Here is a 24,261-nt window from a genome sequence, read left to right as displayed (position 1 = left end):
TCAGAAAGCGAAGTCGAAGAGCAGCTTCAGGTTCAACGCGATCAGCAGCGCGGCGATGGTCCAAGCCAGCGCCTGGAGCCAGCGGGGCGCCTCCAGCCCGCGCATGATGCCTGCGCGGCCGGTGAACTGCACCAGCGGCACGACGGCGAACGGCAGTTGCAGGCTCAGCACCACCTGGCTCAGCACCAGCAACCGGGTCGCGCCTGCGCCACCTGCCGCCGCGACCGCGATCACGGCCGGCACGATCGCCAGCCCGCGCGTCGCCAGCCGCTGTACCCAGGGCGCCAGCCGCCAGTCGAGGAACCCCTCCGCCACGATCTGGCCGGCGAGCGTGCCGGTGACCGTCGAGTTCTGCCCCGACGCGAGCAGCGCGATCGCGAAGACGGCGCTGGCGGTGCCTGCGCCGAGCAGCGGTGTGAGGAGATTGTACGCGTCCGATATCTCGGCGATGTCGGTCCGCCCGGCGCGGTGGAAGGTCGCAGCCGCCAGGATCAGGATCGCCGCGTTGACGAACAGCGCGAGCGTCAGCGCCAGCGTGCTGTCGATCGCCGCTAGCCGGATCGCGTCGCGCCGCCCCCTGTCGATCTGCTCGAACGAGCGGGTCTGCACGATCGAGGAGTGGAGGTACAGATTGTGCGGCATCACCGTCGCGCCGACGATGCCGATCGCGAGGTACAGCATCGCCGGTTTTGCGATGATGGCCGGACTCGGCACCAGCCCGTGGAGGATGCCGGCCATGTCGGGCTGGGCCGCGATCAGTTCCCAGACGAAGCAGATCGCGACGATCGCCATCAGCGCGACGACGAACGCCTCCAGCCGACGGAAGCCGCGATGCTGGAGCGCCAGGATCAGGAACACGTCGAGCCCCGTCAGCACCACGCCGCCGATCAGCGGCAGGCCCAACAGCAGTTGCAGCCCGATCGCGGTGCCCAGCACCTCGGCGAGGTCGCACGCCACGATCGCGGCCTGCGCCAGCACGAACAGCGCGATCGCCACCGGGCGGGGATAGTGCGCCCGGCACGCCTGCGCGAGGTCCAGCCCCGCGGCGATGCCCAGCCGTGCGGCCAGCGCCTGCAGCACGATCGCCAGCAGGTTGGAGACCAGGATGACCGACAGCAACGTGTAGCCGAAGGCGGAACCGCCGGCGATGTCGGTCGCCCAATTGCCCGGGTCCATATAGCCGACCGCGATGAGATAGCCCGGCCCGGAGAAGGCGGCCAGCCGCCGCCAGAACCCGCCCGCGACCGCGACCGAGCGATGGCTTTCCGCCAGCGACGGGCGAAACGATGCGGCATCGACGGGGGCGGGCGTTACGGGAGGCACACCGATCGTCCTGCGGAAACACGGCCGGGGATACAACCGCCCAACGAAGCCGGCCAACGCAGGCTGACGCCGCGCCCTTGCGCTGTTATCGCTCGATCATGAGCGGCTGGGCGGCGAAACTGGGGCGCGGCCGCTGGGCCGGCGCGGTGTTGGGCATAATGGCGGCGGCTTGCTCGCCGTTGCGCACCTTCGATGCGGTGGTGCCCAAGGACGGAGGCGTCAGCCTGGTGACCCGCGACGCCGCCTTCGGCCTCGATCCGCGCCAGCGGCTGGACGTCTATGCGCCGACGGACGGCCCCAATGACGGCAGGGCCGTCCATCCGGTGATCGTCTTCTTCTACGGCGGTTCGTGGAACTCGGGCACCAAGGCGGGCTATTCGTTCGTGGGACGCGCGCTCGCCGCGCGCGGCTTCGTCGTGGCGGTGCCCGACTACCGGCTGGTGCCGCAGGTGCGCTTCCCTGCGTTCCTGGAGGACAATGCCGCGGCGGTGCGCTGGGTGAGGCGTCACGTCGCTCGCCTCGGCGGCGATCCCGACCGGCTGGTGCTCGCCGGTCATTCGGCCGGGGCGTACGACGCGGCGATGCTCGCGCTCGATCCGCGCTGGTTGGGCGCCGACCGGGCGGCGGTGCGCGGCTGGGTGGGGCTCGCCGGGCCGTACGACTTCCTGCCGCTCGACCAGCCGGTGACGCAGGCCGCCTTCGGTGCGGCGGCCGACCCGCGCCAGACGCAGCCGATCGCCTACGCCGGCGCCGGCGATCCGCCCACCTTCCTCGCGACCGGAGACGACGACACGCTGGTCCTGCCCCGCAACAGCGATGCGCTCGCCGCCAGGCTGACGGCAGCAGGCGTACCGGTGGAGCGGCGGCGCTACGCCGGGATCGGCCATGTCGGGCTCGTGACCGCGATCGCGCGCCCGTTCCGCCGCCGCGCGCCGGTGCTGGACGACGTGGTCGCCTTCGCCCGGCGGGTGACGGCAGAGCGTTAGCTTCCGGCGTACGCTCTACAGCACCACCGTCTGGTAGCAGTGCCACGCGAAGATCGCCGCCGCGCCGCGATGCGGCCGCCACGCCTCCGCCACCGCCCGGGTCAACGCCTCGCCGGGCCGGCTGCCATGCCCCAGGATGCGGCCGATCTCGATCTGTACCGCCAGGTCGCCGGCCGGCCAGATGTCGCGCCGTCCTTCGGCGAACAGCAGGTAGATCTCCGCCGACCAGCGGCCGATCCCCTTCACCCGCACCAGCGCCGCGATCGCTTCCTCGTCGTCGGCAGGCAAGGCGGCGAGATCAAGGCGTCCGCTCGTCACCTCGTCCGCCAGGCTGCGCGCATAGCCCGCCTTTTGCCGTGACAGGCCGGCGGCGCGCAGTTCGTCGTCCGTCGCCCGCGCGATGCCGGCGGGGTCGTCTGGATCGCCGACCAGCGCCGCCAGCCGCGCGAAGGTCGCCGCGGCGGAGGTGACGCTCACCTGCTGGCCGACGATGGTGCGCAGCAGCGTCGCATGGCCGCGCGCGCTGATGCGCGGGGCCGGATAGCCGGTGCGGATCAGCGCGGCCGCGAAGGCGGGCTCGCGGGCGCACAGCGCGTCGACGCCCGCGGTGAGATCGGCCGCGTTCAGCCCCAAGGCGCTTGATCCCGCTTGCCCGGCGCGGCAAGGCGCGGCCTTGTTTCGGAAAGGTCGCCCATGCCCAAGCTGATCGTCACCACCCGCGAGGGGGCCGTGCGCGAGCTGGACGGCGAAGCCGGTCTTTCGGTGATGGAGGTCATCCGCGACGGCGGCATCGACGAACTCCTGGCGCTGTGCGGCGGCTGCCTGAGCTGTGCGACCTGCCACGTCCAAGTCGACCCGGCGTTCATGGACAGATTGCCGGCGATGGACCGCGACGAGGACGATCTGCTCGAGTCCGCCGACGGCCGTGACGCCACCAGCCGCCTGTCGTGCCAGATCCCGTTCGGCCCGGCGCTCGACGGCCTGCGCGTGACGATCGCCGCCGAGGAATAGCGCTTCCCAAGCGGCATCAGATCAGCGCCAGCTCGGCGAGCGCGCCCAGCAGCGCGGGCGGCATGTCGACCAGCCCGGCGGCGCCGTCGCCCAGGTCGACCGGCGCGTCCGCGCCTTCCAGATACCGCCACCCCTGGTGCGCGCGCTTGGGCCGCGCCTGCACCAGCACCAGCGCCGGATCGAGGTGGATCGCCACGCGTCCGCCCTCCGCATCCCCGAACCGCTGGATCCGCGACCGGGCGACGAGCTGGTGCTTGATGATCCAGTAGAGCGATCCGTCTCCGACGATCTCCTCGTGTCGCTTGGGGAGGTAGCGCGTGGTCAGGAACAGCGCGCCTTCCGCGGCACGCCCGGCCAGCCGTTCGGTCAGATGGTCGAGGCTGGTGGCGCCGAACGCGACCTTGGTAATGTGGAGAGGCACGTCACCGATGTGGGCGCAGGCTTGGCGCGATCAACCGTGCAGCCGGAACAGCGTCGCCAGCCCCAGGAAGACGCCGAAGCCGCAGCAGTCGGTCATCATCGTCACGAACACCGCCGACGACACGGCGGGATCGACGCGCATCCGCTCCAGCCCGATCGGGATCAGCACGCCCGACAGGCCGGCGACCACGTTGTTGATGAAGATCGCCGACCCGAACACCACCGCCAGGTCGGCGCGCCCGTACAGCAGCCACGACCCGCCGCCGATCAGTAGGCCGAGCAGCAGGCCGTTGCTCGCGGCGATCTTGAACTCGCGGCCGATCATCCGCCACGTGTTGGACGACGTCAGCTGGTTGGTGGCGAGCGCGCGCACCACGACCGCCAGCGTCTGCGTGCCCGCATTGCCGCCCATGCCCGAGACGATGCCCATCAGCGCGGCGAGCAGCGCGTAGCGGGCGATCACCGCATCGAACAGGCCGACGACGCCCGCCGCGATCATCGCCGTGCCGAGGTTGACGACCAGCCACACCAGCCGGGTGCGCACCGTCAGGCCGATCGGCTCGTTGATGTCGCCATCGCCCGCGCCCGACAGACGCAGCGCGTCCTCGCCCGCTTCCTGCTGGATGATGTGGACGATGTCGTCGACCGTGATTATGCCGACGAGCCGCCCGGACGCGTCGGTCACGGCGGCGGAGATCAACGCGTATTTCTGGAACCGGAGCGCGACTTCCTCCTGGTCCATGTCGACCGGGATCAGCGTCTGTTCGCGCTTCATCACGTCGGCGACCGGGACGGCGCGCGGCGTGCGCAGGATCCACGACAGCGCGCAGGTGCCGACCGGATGGTGGCCCGCGTCCACGACGAAGATCTCCCAGAAGTCCGTCGTCAGCTCGTCGTGGCCGCGCAGATAGTCGAGCACGTTGCCGACCGTCCAATGCTCGGGCACCGCGATCAGCTCGCGCTGCATCAGCCGGCCCGCGGACTCCTCGGGATAGGACAGCGCCTCCTCGATCGCGGCGCGATCGTCGGGCTCCATCGCGCGCAGGACCTGGAGCTGGTCCTCCGCGTCCATGTCCTCGATGATCGCGACTGCATCGTCCGTATCGAGCTCGCTGGCGATGTCGGCGACCTGCGTCGCGGTCAGCGCGTCGATCAGCACCTCGCGGACGTAGTCGTTCATCTCCGCGAACACGTCGGCGTCGAGGTGCTCGGCGATCGCCTTGGCCAGCGCCGCGCGCTCGTCGGCGGGGGTCAGTTCGAACAGGTCGGCGATATCGGCGGGGTGCAGCGGCTCCACCAGCGCCTTCGCGGCCGCGGCATCGCCCGCCTCCACCGCGTCCAGCACCGCGCGCACGAAAGCCGGGCGCAGCCGGTCGTCCTCGTCGAGCTGCGTGTCGGGCGGGGTCTCGCCGGTCTGCGGGCGGTCCAGCGTCTCGGCGTCACCCGGCCGCGCGCCGGAGGGGAGGTCGGTCTCGCTCATCGCTGCTCCCTTCCGATGGTGCGTTGCCGCGCCCGTAGCCCGCCGCCGCCCGATTTGCCAGCATCGCGGCCGCCCGATAGGAACCCGCCACGCCCGCCGCCGTTCGGTTGCCCATCGGCGCGCCGATCGCGTGTGCGCCCGCTTCCCCTATCCGGAGATACCCGATGCCCGACCAGTTCAGCACCCTGACAATGACGCTCGAAAGCGGCGATGTGACGATCAAGTTGCGCCCGGACCTTGCACCCGCGCACGTCGAGCGCGTCGCGACGCTCGCCAACGACGGTTTCTACGACGGCGTCGTGTTCCACCGCGTGATCCCGGGCTTCATGGCGCAGGGTGGCGATCCCACCGGCACTGGCATGCACGGGTCGGACAAGCCGAACCTCAAGGCCGAGTTCTCTGCCGAGCCGCACGTGCGCGGCGTGTGCTCGATGGCACGCACCAACCAGCCCGACACGGCGAACAGCCAGTTCTTCGTCGTGTTCGACGATGCCCGCTTCCTCGACAAGCAGTACACCGTATGGGGCCAGGTGACCGACGGCATGGAGCTGATCGACGCGCTCCCCAAGGGCGAGCCGCCGCGCGAGCCCGGCAAGATCGTCAAGATGCGCGCGAGCTGACGCCACGCCCCTCCCGCCGTCCGCGATCCGGCGGCGGGAGGGGCGCTACCCTGCGTCCTTGTCCGCGATCACCTTCACCACCCAATCGTGGAACAAGCGTACCGGCCGCTGCAGCATCGCGCGTGGGCGGCAGACGAACCAATAGCTGTACGGGCTTTCGACCTCGATCCCGAACAGCTTCACCAGCCGCTCGTCGCGCGCGTCGTCGAAATGGCTGCCGTGCATGAACGCGACGCCCAGTCCCTGCGCCGCCGCCTCCAGCATCAGCGCGCCTGAGTCGAACTGGTCCACCGCGAGCGGTTCGATCCCGTCGAGGCCCGCCGCTGCACGCCAGGTGGCGAAGGTGTCGGGCATGTCACGGTGGATCAGCACCGTCTGCGTCGCGAGCTGCTCCGGGCGCAGCACTGGATCGGAGCCGGTCAGCAGCGTGCGGTTGCCAATCACATACACCATGTTGCGATCGAGCCGGCGCGAATAGAGGCTGGGGTCGACGTCCTGCGCGATCGCGATCACCGCGTCCAGGCCGTCGCCGAGCCGGGCGAGCCCATGGCCGGCGGTGTCGATGTCGAGATGGAGTTCCGGATGCTGCGCGCGCAATTCGCCCAGCCGCGGGAACAGCCGCTGCGAGGCGTAGAGCGGCAACACGCCGAGGCGCAGGCGCAGCACCTCCGTGCCGCTCGTCATAGCTTCCACCGCATCCGACAGCGAGTCCATCACCGGGGCCAGATGGGCGAGCAGCCGCTCACCGTCGGCGTTAAGCGCCAGCGCCTGGTGCCGCCGTTCGAACAGCGGCTTGCCGATGAAGCGCTCCAGCGTCTGGACCCGCCGGCTGAGCGCGGGCGCGGACAGGGCCAGCTCCTGCGCGGCCGCCTTGATCGAGCCCAGTCGAGCCGCCTGGACAAAGGCCTCGATGGCGGTGAGAGGTGGCAAGCGGCGCATCAGTCCCTCGCTGGATGTAACGCCCCCGTTACGCTGGCGATTGCGCAAAATGCAATCGGTCCAGTTCATTTCGCACTTGCACAAAAACTGATCGAAGTTCAGAGAGAACAGGCCTTTCAGGCATCCTCTCCTAAAAACTTTTCGGGCTGGCCTTCGGGTCGGCCCTTTTTTTGTTCCTGCGCCGGTGGGCCGCTCCAACCGGCGTCGGCTGGTACGCCGGAGTTGCGTTCCTATCTCACACGCTTGTCGGCTTGGTGCCGCCGAGGAAGCGTGACATGGCCGACGTCGAAGCCCCCGCTCGCAAGGTACAGGTGGCCAACGCGCGTCCGGAGGACTCCGGCCGCGGGCTGGCGCATGTGCCGCGCACGCTGATGCAGGCGCTGGGCATCACCGAGGGCGACGTCATCGCGATCGTCGGCAAGTCGACGACGCCCGCCCGCGCCGTGCTGCCCTATCAGGAGGACGAAGGGCTGGAGATCGTCCGGCTCGACGGGCTCCAGCGCGCCAATGCGGGCGTCGGCTCGGGCGATTTCGTCGAGGTGCAGCGCGCCGAATCGAAGCCCGCGACCCGTGTCGTGTTCGCGCCCGCGCAGCAGAACCTGCGGCTGCAGGGCTCGACCCAGGCGCTCAAGCGCACCTTCCTCGGCCGGCCGTTCTGCCAGGGCGACATCGTCGCCACGGCGGGCCAGCAGCGCGTCGGCCCGCAGGACATGCCGGCGAACGTGCGCCAGATGCTCAACGCGCCGGCCTATGCGCTGCAGGAGATCCGCCTGCTGGTCGTCTCGGCCAGTCCCAAGGGCGTCATCCACATCGACGACAATACCGAGATCGAGCTGCGCTCCGAATATGAGGAGCCCGCGCAGGCGCGACGCGCCGACGTCACCTATGACGACATCGGCGGCATGGGCGGCACGATCGACCAGTTGCGCGAGATGGTCGAGCTGCCGCTACGCTATCCAGAGCTGTTCCAGCGGCTGGGCGTCGAGCCGCCCAAGGGCCTGTTGCTCTATGGCCCGCCCGGCACCGGCAAGACGCGGCTGGCGCGCGCGGTCGCCAACGAGTCGGACGCGCAGTTCTTCCTCATCAACGGCCCCGAGATCATGGGCTCGGCATACGGCGAGTCGGAGAAGCGGCTGCGCGACGTGTTCGAGGAAGCAACCAAGAACGCGCCCTCGATCGTGTTCATCGACGAGATCGACTCGATCGCCCCCAAGCGCGGGCAGGTTTCGGGCGAGGCGGAGAAGCGGCTGGTCGCGCAGCTCCTCACGCTGATGGACGGGCTGGAGTCGCGTGCCAATTTGATCGTCATCGCCGCCACCAACCGGCCCGAGGCGATCGACGAGGCGTTGCGCCGCCCCGGCCGGTTCGACCGCGAGATCGTCGTCGGCGTGCCCGACGAGCGCGGCCGGCGCGAGATCCTGGGCATCCACACCCGCGGCATGCCGCTGGGCGACAAGGTGGACCTGGATGAACTGGCGCGCACCACCTATGGCTTCGTCGGCGCGGACCTGGCGGCACTGACGCGCGAGGCGGCGATCGAGGCGGTGCGCCGGATCATGCCGCGGCTGAACCTGGAAGAGCGGACGATCCCGCCCGAGGTGCTCGACACGCTGTCGGTCACACGCGAGGATTTCCTGGGTGCATTGAAGCGCGTGCAGCCGAGCGCGATGCGCGAGGTGATGGTTCAGGCGCCCAACGTGCGCTGGGAGGATGTCGGCGGGCTCGACGCGGCGCAGGAATGGCTGAAGGAGGGCGTCGAGTTGCCGCTGAAAGACCCGGACGCGTTCCGGCGGCTCGGCATCCGCCCGGCCAAGGGCTTCCTGCTCTATGGCCCGCCCGGCACCGGCAAGACGCTGCTGGCGAAGGCGGTGGCGCGCGAGGCGCAGGCGAACTTCATCGCCACCAAGTCGTCGGATCTGCTGTCGAAATGGTATGGCGAGAGCGAGCAGCAGATCGCCCGCCTGTTCAGCCGCGCGCGCCAGGTCGCGCCGACAGTGATCTTCATCGACGAGCTCGACAGCCTGGCGCCCGCGCGCGGCGGGTCGATGGGAGAGCCCAATGTCACTGAGCGCGTCGTCAACACGTTGCTCGCCGAGATGGACGGGCTGGAGGAACTGCAATCGGTCGTGGTGATCGGCGCGAGCAACCGGCCCAACCTGATCGACCCTGCGCTGCTGCGGCCCGGCCGGTTCGACGAGCTGATCTATGTCGGCGTCCCCAGCCGCGAGGGGCGGCGGCGGATCCTGGGCATCCAGACGGAGAAGATGCCGCTGGCCGGCGATGTCGACCTCGACTCGCTGGTCAACCGTACCGATCGCTATACCGGCGCGGACCTGGAGGACCTCGTCCGCCGCGCCGGGCTCGGCGCGCTGCGCCGGAGCCTGAAATCGGCGGAGGTGTGGATGGTCGATTTCGAGGAGGCGCTGAAGGAATCCCGCGCGTCGGTGACGCCCGAGACCGAGCGCGATTACGAGCAGATCGCCGGGCGGCTGAAGCAGGACGCAGCGTCGATGCAGCCGATCGGCTTCGCCCTACCGGCGCCGGCGAAGCGGGAGTAAGGCCAGAACGCGCCTATCCTCCCCCGCAAGGGGGAGGGGGACCAGCGGAGCTGGTGGAGGGGGAGGACTGGCTGACGTTCGCGAGTCCGCCCCCTCCGTCGCCTTCGGCGCCACCTCCCCCTGGCGGGGGAGGAACAGCAAGGTCTGCGTGTGGACCCAAACGAAACACTTTTTAGACGTCGTGAGCGACGATCACGCCATCTCGCAACGCCGACCAGCAGTACGCCAGCAGCGCCACACATCCGGCCCCGGCGATGTAATATGGCCAGCCGTGGCCCACCCCATACAGCGCCACGCCGATGCTCGGGCCGAGCACGAAGCTCGCGCCGTTGACGCTCGTCACCTTGCCCGCGACCTCGCCCTGCGCATCGGCTCCTACCGCGAGGCTCGCGCCGGCCGTGTAGCCGGGGCGGGTGAAGCCGAAGCCCAGGCTCGCGAGCGCATAGGCGGTGCCGATCGCGTAGAGCGAGCCGCCCATCCCCGTCAGCGCGCAGCCCGCACCGGCGACGCCCAGTCCCCACAGCATCAGCGCGCGTGGGCTCAAGTCCAGCAGCGGAATGATCCCCCATTGCGCGAGCAATGTCGCGCCCGCGCCCATCATCAGCACGATCGCGGTCGGCTCCAGCGCTGCGGCGGGGGCGAGGTGCAGCCGGTCGATCACCAGGAAGCCGACGACCTGGCTCGCCATCACCTGTGCATGGCCGCTGACCACGCCCGCGACCATCCAGCCGCGGATGCGCGGATCGAGCCAGCCGACCTTCTCCGCATGGCTGGCGGTCGCGGCGCGCACGCTGGCGCCGGTCGGCTCGCCCCCGATCGAGGGATAGGCGGAGGCGGCGCCATGAGCTGCCGCGTGCGGGGCGCCCGCGGTCACCCGGTCGTCGGGCAGCATTACGCGCACCGCGATCCACATGCCCGCGCCGGCCAGCGCCGCCACGAATGCCGGCCCCGCCAGCGCGATCCGCACGCCGGCGATGCTGCCCAGCACCAGATAGGGCGCCACCGCCGGGCCCAGGATCGTCCCCAATCCGAAGGCGGAGGCGAGCAGCGTCAGCGCGCGGGTGCGTTCCTCCGGGCTCGTCTCGCCCGCGACCAGCGCCTGCACCGCCGGCGGCGCCGCCGCGCCGAACGTGCCGTAGATCAGCCGCCCGGCGATGAAGAGCCCGAACGCGGTGCCGCCCGCGATCCAGCCGTTGATCCCGGCCGCCAGGAACGCCCCGCACGTCGACAGCGAGACGACATAGCCTGCGAGGCCCAGCAGGATCATCGCGCGGCGCCCGTGACGGTCCGATCGGGTCGCCCAGAACGGCGCCGCGATCACCCACAGCAGTGCCGAAACCGAAAAGGCCGCGGCGACCGCGCTGTCGGCGACCCCGAGCTCCCGCCCGAGCGCCGGCAGAACCGACTGGAGCGCGGTGTTGCCCGCCGCGATCGTCAGCATCACCCCGAACAGCAGCGCGAAGCGGCGGTCGGGCGGCTTGCGCGCGACGGCACCGATCACGGCTGGCTCCAGCGATACGAGCGGCCGACGCCGGCGACGGCGACCTCATAGGCCGAATACCAGCCGGCGCGGCCGGCCTCGCGGACCGCGGCATGGTCCGCCTGCGCGCGCCAGGCGAGCGCGCTCGCCTCGTCCGCCCACCAGCTGACGGTGATCCCGACCCCGTCGGCCCCGCGCACGCTGTCGAGCCCGCGAAAGCCGGGCTGAGCGGCGGCGAGCCGCGCCATCCGGTCGGCGGCCTCGGCATAGCCGGCCTCGTCCGTGTCGGTGCGGCGGTTCAGGAAGATGACGGCAGTCTGGCCGATACGATCGTCTTGCATCAAATGGGTCTACGCCGCCGGCGATCGGCTGCAAACCGGCCGGCAATCAGCGACGCTTGAAAGTCGTCGTCGTTCTTGCGACGGAGAGTGTCGCGGACAGCAATCACGTCAGGATCCCATGCCACCTTCCTCCAGCACCGGTACCGCCACGACGACGCAGGCCCGACGGGCGCATCGGGACGCCGGCGTTCCCTCCCCCTGGGGCATGTTCCTGTCGGGATTCGTCAAGCATCCGGTGATGGTCGGCTCGATCATGCCGTCGTCGGGCAAGCTGATCCGCAAGATGCTGGGGCCGGTCGACTGGGCGAATTGCAAGCTGTTCGTCGAATATGGCCCGGGCGTCGGCACCTTCTGCCGCCCGATCCTCGACCGGATGGCGCCGGACGCGAAGCTGATCGCGATCGACACCAACAAGGAGTTCATCGGCTATCTGCGCGACACGATCCCGGATCCGCGCTTCTCCGCGGTGGCGGGGTCGGCGGCGGACGTGGAGCGGATCGTCGCCGAGCACGGCTTCGCGCACGCCGATTACGTCCTGTCGGGCCTGCCGTTCTCGACGCTGCCGCCGGGCGTCGGCCCCGCGATCGCGGCCGCGACCCACCGCGTGCTGCGCGTCGACGGTGCGTTCCTGGTGTACCAGTTCAGTCCCAAGGTCCGCGACTTCCTGACGCCGCACTGGGACCGGATCGATCACGACATGGAATGGTGGAACGTGCCGCCTGCGCAGTTGTATTGGGCGTGGAAAGGCTGACGCAGGGCCGGCTACGTCCGGCCCGATGCGCAAAGCGCAGCGTCGGGCCCGGCCGGCGGGTCGGCGAAGCCGAACCCGTTCGACGGCGGCTTTGCCGTCGTAACTTGCTACCTTCTTAAGAGCCTTACGTCGGGCGGTCATGGGGCAAAGCCCCTGACGTCGAAGCTCGGCTATGCCGAGCCCGGCCGGGCCAAGTGTTGCGCCGCTACGCAGCGCACCGGCGCTCCGCGCCTACAACTTGGCCGTCAGCTCCGGCACCAGCTTGAACAAATCCCCCACCAGGCCGACGTCCGCGACCTGGAAGATCGGTGCGTCCTCGTCCTTGTTGATCGCGACGATGATCTTGGAGTCCTTCATGCCGGCGAGGTGCTGGATCGCGCCCGAGATGCCAACCGCGACATAGACCTCCGGTGCGACGATCTTGCCTGTCTGGCCGACCTGATAGTCGTTGGGCACGAAGCCTGCGTCCACCGCCGCCCGGCTGGCGCCGACGCCCGCGCCTAGCTTGTCGGCCAAGGGCTCGATCAGCTCGCGGAACTTCTCGCCAGAGCCGAGCGCGCGACCGCCCGAAACGATGACCCGGGCACTCGCGAGCTCGGGACGCACGGACTTCGCGATCTCCGATCCCTCGAACGTCGAGAGGCCCTTATCACCGGTCGACGCCACCGCCTCGATCGTGCCGCTGCCGCCCTCGGCCGCCGCCTTCTCGAATGCGGTGGTACGGACCGTCAGCACGAGCTTGGCATCCGACGTCTGCACCGTCGCGATCGCGTTGCCGGCGTAGATCGGCCGGGTGAACGTGTTCTCGCTTTCGACCGACAGGATGTCGCTCACCTGCATCACGTCGAGCAGCGCGGCGACGCGGGGTGCGATGTTCTTGGCGCTGGTGGTCGACGGCGCGACGAACGCGTCGTGGTGGCCCATCAGCTCGACGATCAGCGGCGCGACGTTCTCGGCCAGCGCGTGCGCGAACGCCGCGTCGTCGGCGACATGCACCTTGCCGACGCCGACGATCTTCGCCGCCGCCTGCGCGACCGCATCGACGCCCTGGCCTGCGACGAGCAGATGCACCTCACCCAGCTTCGCCGCCGCGGTCACCGCATTGAGCGTCGCATCCTTGATCGCCGAACCATCATGCTCGACCCATACCAGCGTCTTCATCGCTTCATCCTCTCGACCTGTTCATCGCGCCTGACGCGGCTCAGCTCTTGCTGATCCCCATCGCCGACAGTTTCATCACCAGTTCGTCCACGTCGGCGACCTTGACGCCGGCCTGGCGCTTGCCCGGCTCCACGACCTTCAGCGTCGCGATCCGGGGCGTCACGTCCACACCGTAATCGGCCGGCGTCTTCTGCGCCATCGGCTTGGACTTGGCCTTCATGATGTTGGGCAGGCTCGCATAGCGCGGCTCGTTGAGGCGGAGATCGGTGGTGATGATCGCCGGCAGCTTGAGCTTGTCCGTCTCGGCGCCGCCGTCGACCTCGCGCGTCACGCTGACGGAGCCGTCCGCGATCACGACCTTGGACGCGAACGTGCCCTGGCCCCAGCCGAGCAGCCCGGCGAGCATCTGGCCGGTCTGGTTGTTGTCGTCGTCGATCGCCTGCTTGCCCAGGATCACCAGATCGGGCTTCTCCTCCTCGACGATCTTGGCGAGGATCTTGGCGACGCCCAGCGGCTCGACGCGCGTGTCGCTGGTGACGAGGATCGCGCGGTCTGCGCCCATCGCGAGCGCGGTGCGCAACGTCTCCTGAGACTTCGCCTCGCCGATCGACACGACGACGATCTCGGTGACACCGGCTGCCTTCAGCCGGATAGCCTCCTCGACCGCGATCTCGTCGAACGGGTTCATGCTCATCTTGACGTTGGCGAGATCGACGCCCGTGCCGTCCGCCTTTACGCGCGGCTTCACGTTATAGTCGAGCACGCGCTTGACGGGGACCAGTACCTTCATTGCATCCGCTCCAATATCGTCACCCCAGCGAACGCTGGGGTCTCCCGGTTATGACGCGCTTCCCATCGGGGAGATGCCAGCGTTCGCTGGCATGACGAAGGGTCACGGGTTGCTTCACGCCACCTTCTTCACCTCGGCGACGATCTTCTGCGCCGCGTCGCCCAGGTCGTTGGCCGGCACAATCGCGAGGCCGGAGTTGGCCAGGATCGCCTTGCCCGCCTCCACATTGGTGCCCTCGAGCCGGACGACAAGCGGCACCGAAAGGTTCACCTCCTTTGCCGCGGCGACGATGCCGTCGGCGATGATGTCGCAGCGCATGATGCCGCCGAAGATGTTGACCAGAATGCCCTTCACGTTCGGATCGCCCAGGATGATCTTGAACGCCGCCGTCACCTTCTCCTTGTTAGCGCCGCCGCCGACGTCGAGGAAGTTCGCCGGGAACATGCCGTTCAGCTTGATGATGTCCATCGTCGCCATCGCCAGGCCGGCACCGTTCACCATGCAGCCGATGTCGCCGTCGAGCTTGATATAGGCGAGGTCGTATTTTGACGCCTCCAGCTCCGCCGGGTCCTCCTCGGACTCGTCGCGCAGCGCGGCCAGGTCCTTGTGGCGGAACATCGCATTGCCGTCGAAGCCGACCTTGGCATCGAGTACCAAGAGCTTGCCGTCCTTCGTCACGGCGAGCGGGTTGATCTCGATCTGCTCGGCGTCGGTGCCGAGGAACGCGTCGTACAGCTTGGACGCGGTCGACGCCGCCTGCTTGGCGAGATCGCCGGTCAGGCCGAGTGCGGCGGAGACGGCGCGGCCGTGGTGCGGCATGAAGCCGGTCGCGGTGTCGATGTCGATCGCGTGGATCTTCTCAGGGCTGTCGTGCGCGACCGTCTCGATGTCCATGCCGCCTTCCGTCGAGACGACCATCGAGACGCGGCCGGTCGCGCGGTTGACCAGCAGCGCGAGGTAGAACTCCTTGTCAATGTCGGCGCCGTCGGTGATGTACAGGCGGTTGACCTGCTTGCCATGCTCGCCGGTCTGGATCGTAACGAGCGTGTTGCCGAGCATGTCGGTCGCCGCCGCGCGGACCTCGTCCTCGCTCCAGGCGAGGCGCACGCCGCCCTTGGCGTCGGGGGAGAGTTCCTTGAACTTGCCCTTGCCGCGGCCGCCGGCGTGGATCTGGGACTTCACGACATAAAGCGGCCCGGGCAGCTTCTTTGACACTTCGACGGCCTCCTCGACGCTCATCGCCGCGTAGCCGGCGGGGACGGGGACACCGAACTTGGCCAGCAATTCCTTGGCCTGGTATTCATGGATGTTCACAGGTGCGCCCTCGCGGTTCGAAGATCGGGAATGGTCGGCCTAAAGCACAGCCGGGCGGCCGAATCCACCCTGCCGGGATGCGGCTCCCGCCAGCGGACGCGTGGACCCGGCGGGCGCGACGCGTCCACGAGGCGGCCTTCAGCGCCTCCGGCCGCGGTGCGACGAGGAAGCCGACGATCCCGCGTCGCCGCTCGACACCTGGGCAGCTATGACAAGCACGTCATTGGGCGAAAATTAAACATTGTTGGCGATACTCGCGTCCATGGATCAGCCAGCCTATTCTCCCGAGGACCCCACAGGCGGCGACGACGAGCACCGCGTCGCGCTGCGCAAGTCGGTCCGGATGCGCGCCCATCTGCGCGACCGGGGCACGACACGGTTCGAGATCGACGTCGTCGACCTGTCCGTCACCGGCTTCCGCGCCGAGACGAGCTTTACGCTGTGGCCCGGGACGACCGTGTGGCTGACGCTGCCGGGCCTCGCCGGGCTGGAAGCGGTGGTCGCGTGGCGGGACAAGTATCGGTACGGTTGCGCCTTCACCAAGCCGCTGCATCCGGCGGTGTTCGACCACATTGTAGCGCTGTCTCGCGCTTGAGCGCGATATAGCGCTACAATGTGGTCCGGCCGGCGGGTCGGCGGCGGAGCCGACGAGCCCGATCCGACGTCATGCGGCGGCTTGGCCGTCGCTTCTTCTGTCCTTTCACTTCAGGCGCGCCGACGGCAAAGCCGCCGTCGTGACGTTGGACGGCTCGGCTATGCCGAACCGCCAGCCGAGTCGGCCCGTGCGCTGCGCGCGTCGGCGCGGTCGTGGCCGCGCCTCGGGCCGTCAGTCAAACAAGCTCGACACGCTCGTCTCGTCCGCGATCCGCTTGATCGCCTCCGCCAGCAACGGCGCGATCGTCAGCGGGCGGATGCGGCCGCCTGCGCCCAGATCGGCACCGATCGAGTCGGTGATGACCAGTTCCTTGAGCACCGAGGACTCGACCCGCGCCACCGCCGCGCCCGACAGGACGCCGTGGGTGACATAGGCGACGACCTCCTCCGCCCCCGCCTGACGCAGCGCCGCCGCCGCGTTGCACAGCGTGCCGGCGCTATCCACGATATCGTCGATCAGCACGCAGAACCGTCCCTCGACGTCGCCGATGATGTTCATCACCTCCGACTCGCCCGCCCGCTCGCGCCGCTTGTCGACGATGGCCAGCGGCGCGTTGTCGAGCCGCTTGGCAAGCTGGCGCGCACGCACCACGCCGCCGACGTCGGGGGAGACGACCATCAGGTTGCGGCTGCCGAACCGCGAGCGGATGTCCGCGCTCATCACCGGCGCGGCGTAGAGGTTGTCGGTCGGGATATCGAAGAACCCCTGGATCTGGCCTGCATGCAGGTCGACCGACAGCACCCGGTCCGCGCCCGCCACCGTGATGAGGTTGGCGACCAGCTTGGCCGAGATGGGCGTGCGCGGCCCGGGTTTGCGGTCCTGCCGCGCATAGCCGAAATAGGGGACGACGGCGGTGATCCGCTTGGCCGACGCGCGCTTCAGCGCGTCGATCATGATGAGCAGCTCCATCAGATTGTCGTTGGCGGGAAAGCCCGTCGACTGGATGACGAACACGTCCTCGCCGCGGACATTGTCCATGATCTCGACGAAGATTTCCTCGTCCGCGAACCGCCGCACCAGCGCCTCGGTCAACGGCACCTCGAGATACGCAGCGATCGCGCCCGCGAGCGGCAGGTTCGAGTTGCCGGTCATCAGTTTCATGGGTGCGGGTTCCTCGCGTTAGGGCGCGGTCTTTAGCGAGAGCGGATACGATCGCCAATTGCGGCATCGGATTATTCCGGCTACATTTTCGGCCGGAGAATATGATGCGACACATGCCGATGGCGGAGTTCAAGGACAAGATGGCCGAAACGATCGCCGCTGCCGAGGCGGGCGAAGACATCGTCATAACGCGGCATGGTCGGCAAACGGTGCGCCTCGTTCCGGTGGAGGAGGAACGGCGCATCCGGCAGCGTGCAGCCGTTGAAGGATTGATCGCTTTGGGCGAGGAGATCCGAAGCAAGCAAGGCCCAACGACCCGAGCGGAAATCCGGGACTGGATCGACGAAGGGCGTCCGTGACGGCGGTCGTGCTGGACGCGTCCGCCACCGGCGCGATCCTGTTGCCGGACGAGGAAGGTGCGATGCGCGAGCATGTGCTGCGCGCCACCCGCGAACATGACCTCCATGTACCAGCCATATGGGCTGCCGAGATCGCCAGCCTGACGATCAATGCCTTTCGTCGCAAACGTTTGGGACCGGAAGACCTGATGCGGGTCTGTGCGCAAGCCGACCTGTTCCGCAGAACGGCCATCATCGCGCCCGATCCACCCACCCATGTCGTGGTCGGCTTGGCCCGCGAGTTCGGATTGAGCGCGTATGACGCGTCCTATGCGGTGCTTGCCCTCGAGCTGTCCGCCACCTTGCTCACCGGTGACAGCAAGCTTCGCATCGCGGCTCCGCGGATCGGGATCGAGCTGTTCGCGTGACGGGTCTGATCCTACGACGGATATCATGACCACCATCACCCGCTTCGCCCCGTCTCCAACCGGCCGGTTGCACGTCGGCAACATCCGTACCGCGCTGCTGTCCACGCTGTTCGCGCGCGCCACCGGGGGCAGGTTTCTGTTGCGGATCGACGATACCGATGCGGCACGCAGCGAGGAGCGGTTCGTGGACGCCATTCGCGCGGACCTCGAATGGCTCGGCCTGCACCCGGACGGCGAGGAGCGGCAGTCGGCGCGGGGTGCGCTGTACGACGCGCGGTTCGCTGAGCTGGTCGCGAGCGGCCGCGTCTATCCCGCTTACGAGACGCAGCAGGAGCTCGACCTCAAGCGCAAGATCCAGCTCGGCCGCGGCCTGCCGCCGATCTACGACCGCGGCGCGCTCGCGCTGGCCGATGCCGAGCGCGCCGCGCTGGAAGCGGAGGGCGTGCGCCCGCACTGGCGCTTCCGGCTCGATCCCGGCGCGATCGAGTGGGACGACCTGATCCGCGGCCCCCAGCGGTTCGACGCTGCGACGATGAGCGACCCCGTCGTACGTCGCGCCGACGGCTCGTGGCTGTACCTGCTGCCGTCGGCGATCGACGATGCCGACATGGGCATCACCCATGTCGTGCGCGGTGAGGATCACGTGTCCAACACCGCGCTCCAGCTCCAGATGTTCGCCGCGATGGGCGCGACCCCGCCTGCCTTCGCCCACACGGCGCTGCTGACGGGAGCGGAGGGCAAGCTGTCCAAGCGGCTCGGCAGCCTGGGCGTCGATCATTTCCGGGACGCGGGGGTAGAGCCCGCCGCCGTCACCGCGCTGCTCGCGCGGATCGGCACCAGCGATCCGGTCGAGCCGCTCGGTCTGGACGACCTCGCCGCCGGTTTCGGCTTCGACCGGTTCGGGCGCGCGCCGGCGCGGTTCGACGAGGAGGAACTGGCGCAGCTCAACACGCGCATCGTCCACGCGCTGGCATTCGGGGCGGTCGCGGACCGGCTGCCCGCCGGCATGGACGTGGCGGCGTGGGAGGCGATCCGGCCCAACCTCCACACGCTGGCCGAGGCGGTCGACTGGTGGCGGGTGGTGACCGGCCCCGTCGAAGCTGAGGCGCCACTGGAGGATCGCGACTTCCTCGCCGCCGCGGCCGCCGCGGCCGCTGCGATCGACTGGACGGCGGGCGATCCATGGCATGCGCTCACCAATCGGCTGAAGGAGGCGACCGGGCGCAAGGGCCGCGCGCTGTTCCTGCCGCTGCGCCGCGCGCTCACCGGGCTCGATCACGGCCCCGACATGGCCGCGCTGCTGCCGCTAATCGGGCGCGAACGGGCGATCGAGCGGCTTGCGAAATCCTAGCGTTCCGTAGCGTCCGCCCGTTGCGAGCGCCTGGGTGCTGGTGTATCATTGCCTGACCGGCCGAAAGAGCCGGCGTGTGCGTACCCCCTAGGAGAGTGACTGAAGGAGCCCCCCACCATGTATGCTGATCGTCACGCCCGCTCAGGGCGCGTCCATCCCGTAAGCCTTGCGACCAGCCTGTCCCTCACCGGCGCGATGATCGCCGGGCTGATCTTTTCCGCCCCGCATATCACCCACGGCCCCAGCGAGGTCGATCTGGTGGCCCGCAACATTCCGGTCCCGCCGCCACCGACACCCGAACCGCTCAAGCCGCAACCCAAGAGCGCGGCGACCCCGCACGCCCAACCATTGATCGCGCCGCCGCCGCAGGTGCCGTCGCCGCCCACCGCCGGGCCGATCGCCTTTGACCTGCCGATCCAGCCGGCGACGCCGCCGGCCACCGCGCTCGATCTTGGCCCCGTGCCGCTTCCCACCGCCAGCCCGACCGCCGCCGAGCCCGCGCTCGTCGATCCCAGCGTCGACCCGCGCTACGCCGACGCGCTCCAGCCCGCCTATCCGGCGGAGGAACGCCGCGCCGGACGCGAGGCGAAAATAACGGTGCGCGTGCTGGTCGGCATGGACGGGCGGGTGAAGCAGATCGAGCCGGTCGGATCGGCGCCCGAGTCGTTCCTCGCCAGCACCCGGCGCCAGGCGCTCACCCGCTGGCGCTTCCGCCCCGGCACGCGCGGCGGCATCCCGGTCGAGGCATGGCGGACGATGACGGTCCGCTTCGTGCTGGACGCGGAGTAGCGGCCGACCCGCGGAGGCACTGAACGACGGAACACGCGGGGCTGGTCGGCCCGGCCCCGCGTCACTATCTTCGGCATCAATGGCCTTCCTGCAGTTCCTGTCGCCGCGCCGCGCCTATCTCGACCTGCGGGACTTCCTGTCGCGTCGGCGCCCGCATCAGTTCGTCTTCGCGTCGGCGGCGGTGGCGCTGACCGGGCTGGCGCTGTTCGAGATCGCGCACGATTCGCACTATGTCGCCGAGTACCACCGCAACATCATCTATGTGCAGCAATGGCCCGCCGATCGCAGCGAGGCGCAGATCCTCGCGCAGCAGAAGATCGACAAGGTCGCCGACGACAAGCGCGAGGCGGAGATCAAGGCGGCGCAGGACAAGCAGCAGGCGGCGTTCAAGCGCATCGACGATGGCCTGAAGAAATACGGCATCTGAGCGTGCCGTCGTCGACGATGGCGGAGGATGCGCGCTGGATCGGCGCGGCGCTCGCGCTGGGTGAGCGGGGCAGGGGGCGGACGGCGCCCAATCCTAACGTCGGCTGCGTCCTGGTCCGTGATGGCCGTGTCGTGGGTCGGGGCTGGACGCAGCCCGGCGGGCGCCCGCATGCCGAAGCGATGGCGTTGGCTGAGGCCGGCGAGGCGGCGCGCGGCGCGACGGCGTTCGTGACGCTCGAGCCTTGCGCGCACGCCTCGCCACGGGGGCCGGCCTGCGCGGCGCTGCTGACGGCGGCCGGCGTTGCCCGCGTGGTGGCGGCGTTGCGCGACCCCGATCCGCGCACCGACGGGCGCGGGCTGGATCGCCTGCGGGAGGCGGGGATCGCGGTGACGATCAGCGTCCGCGAGGCGGAGGCGGGGCGCGCGATGGCGGGCTTCCTTACGCGCCTTTCCCTTGCACGGCCGCACGTGACGCTGAAGCTCGCGACCTCGCTCGACGGCGCGATCGCGATGGCGTCGGGCGAGAGCCGCTGGATCACGGGGCCGGAAGCGCGCGCGCACGCGCATCTGGAGCGCAGCCGGTGCGAGGCGATCCTGGTCGGGCGCGGGACGTGGGAGGTGGACGCGCCAGCGCTCGACGTGCGGCTGCCCGGGCTGGAGGCGCGGTCGCCACGGCGCGTCGTCCTCTCCTCTCGTCACACCCGCGAAAGCGGGGGCTCATCTCCCGACCCGTCCACCATGGCTCAACCGCAGGAGATGGGTTCCCGCTTTCGCGGGGATAATGTGGTGTGGTTGGGCGGGCCGGCGGAGATATCCGACCTCGCCGGCGTGGACCACCTCCTGGTCGAGGGCGGCGCGGGCGCGGCCGTCGCGTTCCTCGCCGCCGACCTCGTCGATCGCCTGCTGCTCTACCGCGCGCCGATCCTGATCGGCGGGGGCAGGGCGGCGCTCGGTGACATCGGGCTCGGCAGCCTCGCTGAGGCGCACGAGCGTTGGGCCCTGGTCGACGAACGCCGGCTTGGCGCGGACCGCCTGGAGGTCTACGAGCGCCACACCGCATCCGCCGGGATGCGGTGACAGCGAGGACGCGATGTTCACCGGCATAATCTCCGATATCGGCACCGTCCGCTCTGTGGCGCGGACCGGCGACACCCGCGTCGTGATCGACTGCGGCTACGACACGGCCACCATCGACCTGGGCGCGTCGATCGCCTGTTCAGGCGTGTGCCTGACCGTGGTCGACAAGGCGCCGCCAAGCTCCTCAGGTGGCGAGCCAGGCTGGTTCGCGGTCGACGTGTCGGGCGAGACGCGCTCGCGCACCGCCGACGGGCAGTGGGTGGAGGGTCGGCGCCTCAACCTCGAACGCGCGCTGCGGTTGGGCGACGAACTGGGTGGCCACATCGTCACCGGCCATGTCGATGGCCTCGCCGAGGTGATCCGCGTCGAGCCCGACGGTGATTCAACCCGGCTGGAGATCGCGGTGCCCGCCGCGCTCGCGCCCTTCGTCGCTGGCAAGGGATCGGTCACGGTCGACGGCGTATCGCTGACCGTCAATCGCGTGCTCGACGACGACAGCGACGGGGGCGCCGACGACGGGAGCGGCCGCACCTGGATGACGCTCAACATCATCCCCCATACCCAGGGCGCGACCACGCTGGGCGATCTTGCGCCCGGCCAGTCGGTCAACATCGAGATCGACGTGCTCGCCCGCTACCTCATGCGCATGGAGACGTATCGCCGTGGCTAAATCTGCTGAACTGGCGCGGCTGCGCCACGCATTCCTGTCGAGTCCCGAGGAGATCATCGACGAGGCGCGCAACGGGCGCATGTTCATCCTGGTCGACGACGAGGACCGCGAGAACGAGGGCGATCTCGTCATCCCGGCGCAGATGGCGACGCCCGACGCGATCAACTTCATGGCGCGTTTCGGCCGCGGCCTCATCTGCCTCGCCATGACGAAGCGGCGCGTCGACCAGCTCGGCCTGTCGCTGATGAGCCGGCACAACGGTACGCGCCACGAGACCGCCTTCACCACCTCGATCGAGGCGCGGGACGGGGTGACGACCGGCATTTCGGCCGCTGATCGCGCCCGCACGGTCGCGGTGGCGATCGACGCGGGGAAGGGCGCGGACGAGATCGTGACGCCCGGCCACGTCTTCCCGCTCGTCGCGCGCGACGGCGGCGTGCTGGTGCGTGCGGGGCATACGGAGGCGGCGGTGGACGTCGCGCGGCTCGCCGGGCTCAATCCCTCGGGCGTGATCTGCGAGATCATGAACGACGACGGCACGATGTCGCGGATGGACGACCTCGTCTCGTTCGCGCAGTTCCACTCGCTCAAGATCGGCACGATCCGCGACCTCATCGCCTATCGCCGCCGCAACGACCATCTGGTCGAGAAGCGCACGGAGATGAACTTCGACTCGCGCTGGGGCGGCCGGTGGCGGGCGATCACCTATTACAACAAGGCGAGCGGCGACGAGCAGGTCGCACTGGTGAAGGGCCATATCGATCCCGACACGCCGACGCTCGTCCGCATGCACACGCTGTCGCTGTTCAGCGACACGTTCGGCGAGGATTCGAGCCGTTCCGACCTCCTGTCCCGATCGATGGCAGCGATCGCGGCGGAGGGCGCCGGCGTGATCGTCGTCATCAACCGGCCGATGAAGGACTGGGTCACCCGCTCGATGAAGCTGCGCGCGGAGGGCAAGGACGCCGCCGCGCCCGAGGTGGAGGAACTGCGCGACTATGGCATCGGCGCGCAGATCCTGGCGGAACTCGGCGTTCAGGACATGGTGCTGCTGACCAACACGCACCACACGCTGGTGGCGCTCGGCGGATACGGCCTGTCGATCGTCGGCGAGCGGCCGATCGACAGCCCTGGCGTCGGTGTCGGCACCGGCGTCGGAGAGGGATGACATGGCGCGTATCCTGATCGTCGAGGCGCGCTTCTACGGCCATCTGAACGACCTGCTGCTCGACGGCGCGCGCGCGGCCATCGCGGCCGCGGGGCACGAGCATGAGACGGTGACCGTCCCCGGCGCGCTGGAGATCCCCGGCGCCGTCGCGCTGGCGGCCGAGTCGGGGCGGTGGGACGCGTTCGTCGGCCTGGGCGTCGTCATCCGCGGCGAGACCTATCATTTCGAGATCGTCGCGGGCGAGAGCGCGCGCGGGCTGATGGCGCTGAGCATGGACGGGATCGCGATCGGCAACGGCATCCTGACCGTTGAGGACGAGGCGCAGGCGCTCGCGCGCGCCCGTCGCACGGAGAAGGACAAGGGCGGCGAGGCGGCGAAGGCGGCCCTCGCGATGCTTGCGCTGCGCGAGCGGCTGGGGTGACATGACGGGACGGTGACCGGCATGGCCGCACTCTCCTACGCCGCGGGCCCTGCCCATGATGGCCGGCCGGCATGAGCGCCGTCAACGATCCCGCGCGATACAGCGAACAGGTGGCGATCGAACCCGCCGACATCGATTTCATGGGCCACGTCAACAACGCGAGCTACCTGAAATGGGTGCAGGCCGCTGTCATCGGCCACTGGCGTACCGTGGCGCCGCCGGACGCAGTGGCGAGCTATCTGTGGATCGCGGTGCGGCACGAGATCACCTATCGGCGCCCGGCGTTCCTGCACGACGCGGTCGTGGTGTCCGTGCGGCTCGACCGGGTGAAGCGCGAGAGCGCGTTCTACGACACCGTGTTCACGCGCGATGGCGAACTGCTGGTGGAGGTCACGTCGCGCTGGTGCTGCGTCGATGCGGCGACGCATCGGCCGGTGCGGCTGGACGATGCGGTGGTGGCGATGTTCCTGCCGGAGGGATGAGCCATCCGTCCTGCCGGAGGGATGAGGCGGCCGGTATCGTCCGACCGCCCCTGCCTGCCTCAGGGCATCAGCACCGTGTCCACGACGTGGATCACGCCGTTGGACTGCATCACATCCTTGATCGTCACCGTCGACATGCCGCCCTTGGCGTCGGTGAGGACGAGCTTGCCCATCTTCATCG

Annotated in this window: 28 protein-coding genes; 16 read left to right on the top strand and 12 right to left on the bottom strand. The window is 69.5% G+C overall.

Annotated elements, in window-relative coordinates:
• Entirely contained in the window at nt 1–1,323 is a 1,323-nt protein-coding gene (locus tag ACFE65_RS12530) for an Nramp family divalent metal transporter (protein WP_375382696.1), read from the bottom strand.
• A gap of 98 nt (nt 1,324–1,421) precedes the next feature.
• Here ACFE65_RS12530 and ACFE65_RS12525 point away from each other — a divergent pair, with 98 nt between their 5' ends.
• The gene (locus ACFE65_RS12525) at nt 1,422–2,309 is read left to right on the top strand and encodes an alpha/beta hydrolase (protein ID WP_375382695.1); all 888 of its coding nucleotides are present in this window, start codon (nt 1,422–1,424) and stop codon (nt 2,307–2,309) included.
• 15 nt (nt 2,310–2,324) lie between these two features.
• Here the strand turns inward: ACFE65_RS12525 and ACFE65_RS12520 are convergent, their stop codons facing one another.
• The gene (locus ACFE65_RS12520) at nt 2,325–2,942 is read right to left on the bottom strand and encodes a DNA-3-methyladenine glycosylase family protein (protein ID WP_375382694.1); all 618 of its coding nucleotides are present in this window, start codon (nt 2,940–2,942) and stop codon (nt 2,325–2,327) included.
• Between the two features lie 60 nt (nt 2,943–3,002).
• Between ACFE65_RS12520 and ACFE65_RS12515 the strand changes: the two genes are divergently transcribed.
• Nucleotides 3,003–3,320, top strand: coding sequence for a 2Fe-2S iron-sulfur cluster-binding protein (locus ACFE65_RS12515; RefSeq protein ID WP_375382693.1), 318 nt, complete (start codon nt 3,003–3,005; stop codon nt 3,318–3,320).
• Nucleotides 3,321–3,336: 16 nt separating this feature from the next.
• Here the strand turns inward: ACFE65_RS12515 and ACFE65_RS12510 are convergent, their stop codons facing one another.
• Together ACFE65_RS12510 and mgtE are read right to left on the bottom strand one after the other, a co-directional pair.
• The gene (locus ACFE65_RS12510) at nt 3,337–3,741 is read right to left on the bottom strand and encodes a DUF1489 family protein (protein WP_375382692.1); all 405 of its coding nucleotides are present in this window, start codon (nt 3,739–3,741) and stop codon (nt 3,337–3,339) included.
• A gap of 30 nt (nt 3,742–3,771) precedes the next feature.
• Complete coding sequence (gene mgtE / locus ACFE65_RS12505; protein ID WP_375382691.1) at nt 3,772–5,220, bottom strand: magnesium transporter; 1,449 nt, start codon at nt 5,218–5,220, stop codon at nt 3,772–3,774.
• Nucleotides 5,221–5,384: 164 nt separating this feature from the next.
• Between mgtE and ACFE65_RS12500 the strand changes: the two genes are divergently transcribed.
• Entirely contained in the window at nt 5,385–5,840 is a 456-nt protein-coding gene (locus ACFE65_RS12500; protein ID WP_375382690.1) for a peptidylprolyl isomerase, read from the top strand.
• Between the two features lie 45 nt (nt 5,841–5,885).
• Here the strand turns inward: ACFE65_RS12500 and ACFE65_RS12495 are convergent, their stop codons facing one another.
• On the bottom strand, nt 5,886–6,779 hold the full coding sequence (locus tag ACFE65_RS12495; protein WP_375382689.1) for a LysR substrate-binding domain-containing protein: 894 nt from the start codon (nt 6,777–6,779) through the stop codon (nt 5,886–5,888).
• A 275-nt stretch (nt 6,780–7,054) separates the two neighbouring features.
• Between ACFE65_RS12495 and ACFE65_RS12490 the strand changes: the two genes are divergently transcribed.
• The gene (locus tag ACFE65_RS12490; RefSeq protein ID WP_375382688.1) at nt 7,055–9,337 is read left to right on the top strand and encodes a CDC48 family AAA ATPase; all 2,283 of its coding nucleotides are present in this window, start codon (nt 7,055–7,057) and stop codon (nt 9,335–9,337) included.
• A gap of 172 nt (nt 9,338–9,509) precedes the next feature.
• Here the strand turns inward: ACFE65_RS12490 and ACFE65_RS12485 are convergent, their stop codons facing one another.
• Entirely contained in the window at nt 9,510–10,838 is a 1,329-nt protein-coding gene (locus tag ACFE65_RS12485; protein WP_375382687.1) for an MFS transporter, read from the bottom strand.
• On the bottom strand, nt 10,835–11,158 hold the full coding sequence (locus ACFE65_RS12480; RefSeq protein WP_375382686.1) for an antibiotic biosynthesis monooxygenase family protein: 324 nt from the start codon (nt 11,156–11,158) through the stop codon (nt 10,835–10,837). The genes ACFE65_RS12485 and ACFE65_RS12480 overlap by 4 nt, the downstream gene beginning before the upstream one ends.
• 118 nt (nt 11,159–11,276) lie before the next feature.
• On the opposite strand from ACFE65_RS12480, the gene ACFE65_RS12475 reads away from it, so the two are divergent.
• Nucleotides 11,277–11,909 carry a class I SAM-dependent methyltransferase gene (locus tag ACFE65_RS12475; protein ID WP_375382685.1) on the top strand — a complete coding sequence of 211 codons (633 nt, stop codon included), beginning with the start codon at nt 11,277–11,279 and terminating at the stop codon, nt 11,907–11,909.
• 231 nt (nt 11,910–12,140) lie between these two features.
• Here the strand turns inward: ACFE65_RS12475 and ACFE65_RS12470 are convergent, their stop codons facing one another.
• The 3 genes from ACFE65_RS12470 to sucC form a co-directional block, all read right to left on the bottom strand.
• A complete protein-coding gene (locus ACFE65_RS12470; RefSeq protein WP_375382684.1) occupies nt 12,141–13,070 on the bottom strand; it encodes an electron transfer flavoprotein subunit alpha/FixB family protein in 930 nt (309 codons plus the stop codon).
• A gap of 40 nt (nt 13,071–13,110) precedes the next feature.
• The gene (locus ACFE65_RS12465; RefSeq protein WP_375382683.1) at nt 13,111–13,860 is read right to left on the bottom strand and encodes an electron transfer flavoprotein subunit beta/FixA family protein; all 750 of its coding nucleotides are present in this window, start codon (nt 13,858–13,860) and stop codon (nt 13,111–13,113) included.
• Nucleotides 13,861–13,974: 114 nt separating this feature from the next.
• Nucleotides 13,975–15,174, bottom strand: a complete 1,200-nt coding sequence (gene sucC / locus ACFE65_RS12460; protein ID WP_375382682.1) for an ADP-forming succinate--CoA ligase subunit beta — start codon at nt 15,172–15,174, stop codon at nt 13,975–13,977.
• Nucleotides 15,175–15,436: 262 nt separating this feature from the next.
• Between sucC and ACFE65_RS12455 the strand changes: the two genes are divergently transcribed.
• Entirely contained in the window at nt 15,437–15,769 is a 333-nt protein-coding gene (locus ACFE65_RS12455) for a pilus assembly protein PilZ (protein ID WP_375382681.1), read from the top strand.
• A 231-nt stretch (nt 15,770–16,000) separates the two neighbouring features.
• Here ACFE65_RS12455 and ACFE65_RS12450 read toward each other — a convergent pair whose 3' ends face one another.
• Entirely contained in the window at nt 16,001–16,930 is a 930-nt protein-coding gene (locus tag ACFE65_RS12450; protein WP_375382680.1) for a ribose-phosphate pyrophosphokinase, read from the bottom strand.
• Between the two features lie 101 nt (nt 16,931–17,031).
• Between ACFE65_RS12450 and ACFE65_RS12445 the strand changes: the two genes are divergently transcribed.
• From ACFE65_RS12445 to ACFE65_RS12400, 10 genes are all read left to right on the top strand, one after another.
• On the top strand, nt 17,032–17,289 hold the full coding sequence (locus tag ACFE65_RS12445; protein WP_375382679.1) for a type II toxin-antitoxin system Phd/YefM family antitoxin: 258 nt from the start codon (nt 17,032–17,034) through the stop codon (nt 17,287–17,289).
• A complete protein-coding gene (locus ACFE65_RS12440; protein ID WP_375382678.1) occupies nt 17,286–17,696 on the top strand; it encodes a type II toxin-antitoxin system VapC family toxin in 411 nt (136 codons plus the stop codon). The genes ACFE65_RS12445 and ACFE65_RS12440 overlap by 4 nt, the downstream gene beginning before the upstream one ends.
• Nucleotides 17,697–17,721: 25 nt before the next feature.
• Nucleotides 17,722–19,047, top strand: a complete 1,326-nt coding sequence (locus tag ACFE65_RS12435; RefSeq protein ID WP_375382677.1) for a glutamate--tRNA ligase — start codon at nt 17,722–17,724, stop codon at nt 19,045–19,047.
• Nucleotides 19,048–19,164: 117 nt separating this feature from the next.
• On the top strand, nt 19,165–19,836 hold the full coding sequence (locus tag ACFE65_RS12430; RefSeq protein WP_375382676.1) for an energy transducer TonB: 672 nt from the start codon (nt 19,165–19,167) through the stop codon (nt 19,834–19,836).
• Nucleotides 19,837–19,915: 79 nt separating this feature from the next.
• Nucleotides 19,916–20,263, top strand: a complete 348-nt coding sequence (locus ACFE65_RS12425; RefSeq protein WP_375382675.1) for a hypothetical protein — start codon at nt 19,916–19,918, stop codon at nt 20,261–20,263.
• A gap of 17 nt (nt 20,264–20,280) precedes the next feature.
• Entirely contained in the window at nt 20,281–21,339 is a 1,059-nt protein-coding gene (ribD, locus tag ACFE65_RS12420) for a bifunctional diaminohydroxyphosphoribosylaminopyrimidine deaminase/5-amino-6-(5-phosphoribosylamino)uracil reductase RibD (protein WP_375382721.1), read from the top strand.
• Nucleotides 21,340–21,352: 13 nt separating this feature from the next.
• Complete coding sequence (locus ACFE65_RS12415) at nt 21,353–22,009, top strand: riboflavin synthase (RefSeq protein WP_375382674.1); 657 nt, start codon at nt 21,353–21,355, stop codon at nt 22,007–22,009.
• Nucleotides 22,002–23,177, top strand: coding sequence for a 3,4-dihydroxy-2-butanone-4-phosphate synthase (ribB, locus tag ACFE65_RS12410; RefSeq protein WP_375382673.1), 1,176 nt, complete (start codon nt 22,002–22,004; stop codon nt 23,175–23,177). The genes ACFE65_RS12415 and ribB overlap by 8 nt, the downstream gene beginning before the upstream one ends.
• Nucleotide 23,178: 1 nt before the next feature.
• A complete protein-coding gene (ribH, locus tag ACFE65_RS12405; protein WP_375382672.1) occupies nt 23,179–23,598 on the top strand; it encodes a 6,7-dimethyl-8-ribityllumazine synthase in 420 nt (139 codons plus the stop codon).
• Between the two features lie 71 nt (nt 23,599–23,669).
• Entirely contained in the window at nt 23,670–24,080 is a 411-nt protein-coding gene (locus tag ACFE65_RS12400) for an acyl-CoA thioesterase (RefSeq protein WP_375382671.1), read from the top strand.
• Nucleotides 24,081–24,139: 59 nt separating this feature from the next.
• On the opposite strand, the gene ACFE65_RS12395 is transcribed toward ACFE65_RS12400, so the two are convergent.
• Nucleotides 24,140–24,261 (bottom strand): fasciclin domain-containing protein (locus tag ACFE65_RS12395; RefSeq protein WP_375382720.1); only part of this gene is annotated, 122 nt, incomplete at its 5' end.

The sequence above is a fragment of the uncultured Sphingomonas sp. genome (genome assembly GCF_964237335.1).
In the GTDB taxonomy this organism is placed as follows: Bacteria; Pseudomonadota; Alphaproteobacteria; order Sphingomonadales; family Sphingomonadaceae; genus Sphingomonas.
This window is presented reverse-complemented; position numbering and strand designations above follow the sequence as displayed.

Excerpts from the sequence above, each read along its gene's own strand:
- ACFE65_RS12400 (WP_375382671.1), top strand. The coding sequence starts at position 23,670 with ATGAGCGCCGTCAACGATCCCGCGCGATACAGCGAACAGGTGGCGATC.
- ACFE65_RS12445 (WP_375382679.1), top strand. The coding sequence starts at position 17,032 with ATGATGCGACACATGCCGATGGCGGAGTTCAAGGACAAGATGGCCGAA.
- ACFE65_RS12525 (WP_375382695.1), top strand. The coding sequence starts at position 1,422 with ATGAGCGGCTGGGCGGCGAAACTGGGGCGCGGCCGCTGGGCCGGCGCG.
- ribH (WP_375382672.1), top strand. The coding sequence starts at position 23,179 with ATGGCGCGTATCCTGATCGTCGAGGCGCGCTTCTACGGCCATCTGAAC.
- ACFE65_RS12475 (WP_375382685.1), top strand. The coding sequence starts at position 11,277 with ATGCCACCTTCCTCCAGCACCGGTACCGCCACGACGACGCAGGCCCGA.
- ACFE65_RS12435 (WP_375382677.1), top strand. The coding sequence starts at position 17,722 with ATGACCACCATCACCCGCTTCGCCCCGTCTCCAACCGGCCGGTTGCAC.
- ACFE65_RS12430 (WP_375382676.1), top strand. The coding sequence starts at position 19,165 with ATGTATGCTGATCGTCACGCCCGCTCAGGGCGCGTCCATCCCGTAAGC.
- ACFE65_RS12470 (WP_375382684.1), bottom strand. The coding sequence starts at position 13,070 with ATGAAGACGCTGGTATGGGTCGAGCATGATGGTTCGGCGATCAAGGAT.
- mgtE (WP_375382691.1), bottom strand. The coding sequence starts at position 5,220 with ATGAGCGAGACCGACCTCCCCTCCGGCGCGCGGCCGGGTGACGCCGAG.
- ACFE65_RS12500 (WP_375382690.1), top strand. The coding sequence starts at position 5,385 with ATGCCCGACCAGTTCAGCACCCTGACAATGACGCTCGAAAGCGGCGAT.
- ACFE65_RS12480 (WP_375382686.1), bottom strand. The coding sequence starts at position 11,158 with ATGCAAGACGATCGTATCGGCCAGACTGCCGTCATCTTCCTGAACCGC.
- ACFE65_RS12425 (WP_375382675.1), top strand. The coding sequence starts at position 19,916 with ATGGCCTTCCTGCAGTTCCTGTCGCCGCGCCGCGCCTATCTCGACCTG.
- ACFE65_RS12450 (WP_375382680.1), bottom strand. The coding sequence starts at position 16,930 with ATGAAACTGATGACCGGCAACTCGAACCTGCCGCTCGCGGGCGCGATC.
- ACFE65_RS12465 (WP_375382683.1), bottom strand. The coding sequence starts at position 13,860 with ATGAAGGTACTGGTCCCCGTCAAGCGCGTGCTCGACTATAACGTGAAG.
- ACFE65_RS12515 (WP_375382693.1), top strand. The coding sequence starts at position 3,003 with ATGCCCAAGCTGATCGTCACCACCCGCGAGGGGGCCGTGCGCGAGCTG.
- ACFE65_RS12490 (WP_375382688.1), top strand. The coding sequence starts at position 7,055 with ATGGCCGACGTCGAAGCCCCCGCTCGCAAGGTACAGGTGGCCAACGCG.
- ribD (WP_375382721.1), top strand. The coding sequence starts at position 20,281 with ATGGCGGAGGATGCGCGCTGGATCGGCGCGGCGCTCGCGCTGGGTGAG.
- ACFE65_RS12415 (WP_375382674.1), top strand. The coding sequence starts at position 21,353 with ATGTTCACCGGCATAATCTCCGATATCGGCACCGTCCGCTCTGTGGCG.
- ACFE65_RS12455 (WP_375382681.1), top strand. The coding sequence starts at position 15,437 with ATGGATCAGCCAGCCTATTCTCCCGAGGACCCCACAGGCGGCGACGAC.
- ACFE65_RS12495 (WP_375382689.1), bottom strand. The coding sequence starts at position 6,779 with ATGCGCCGCTTGCCACCTCTCACCGCCATCGAGGCCTTTGTCCAGGCG.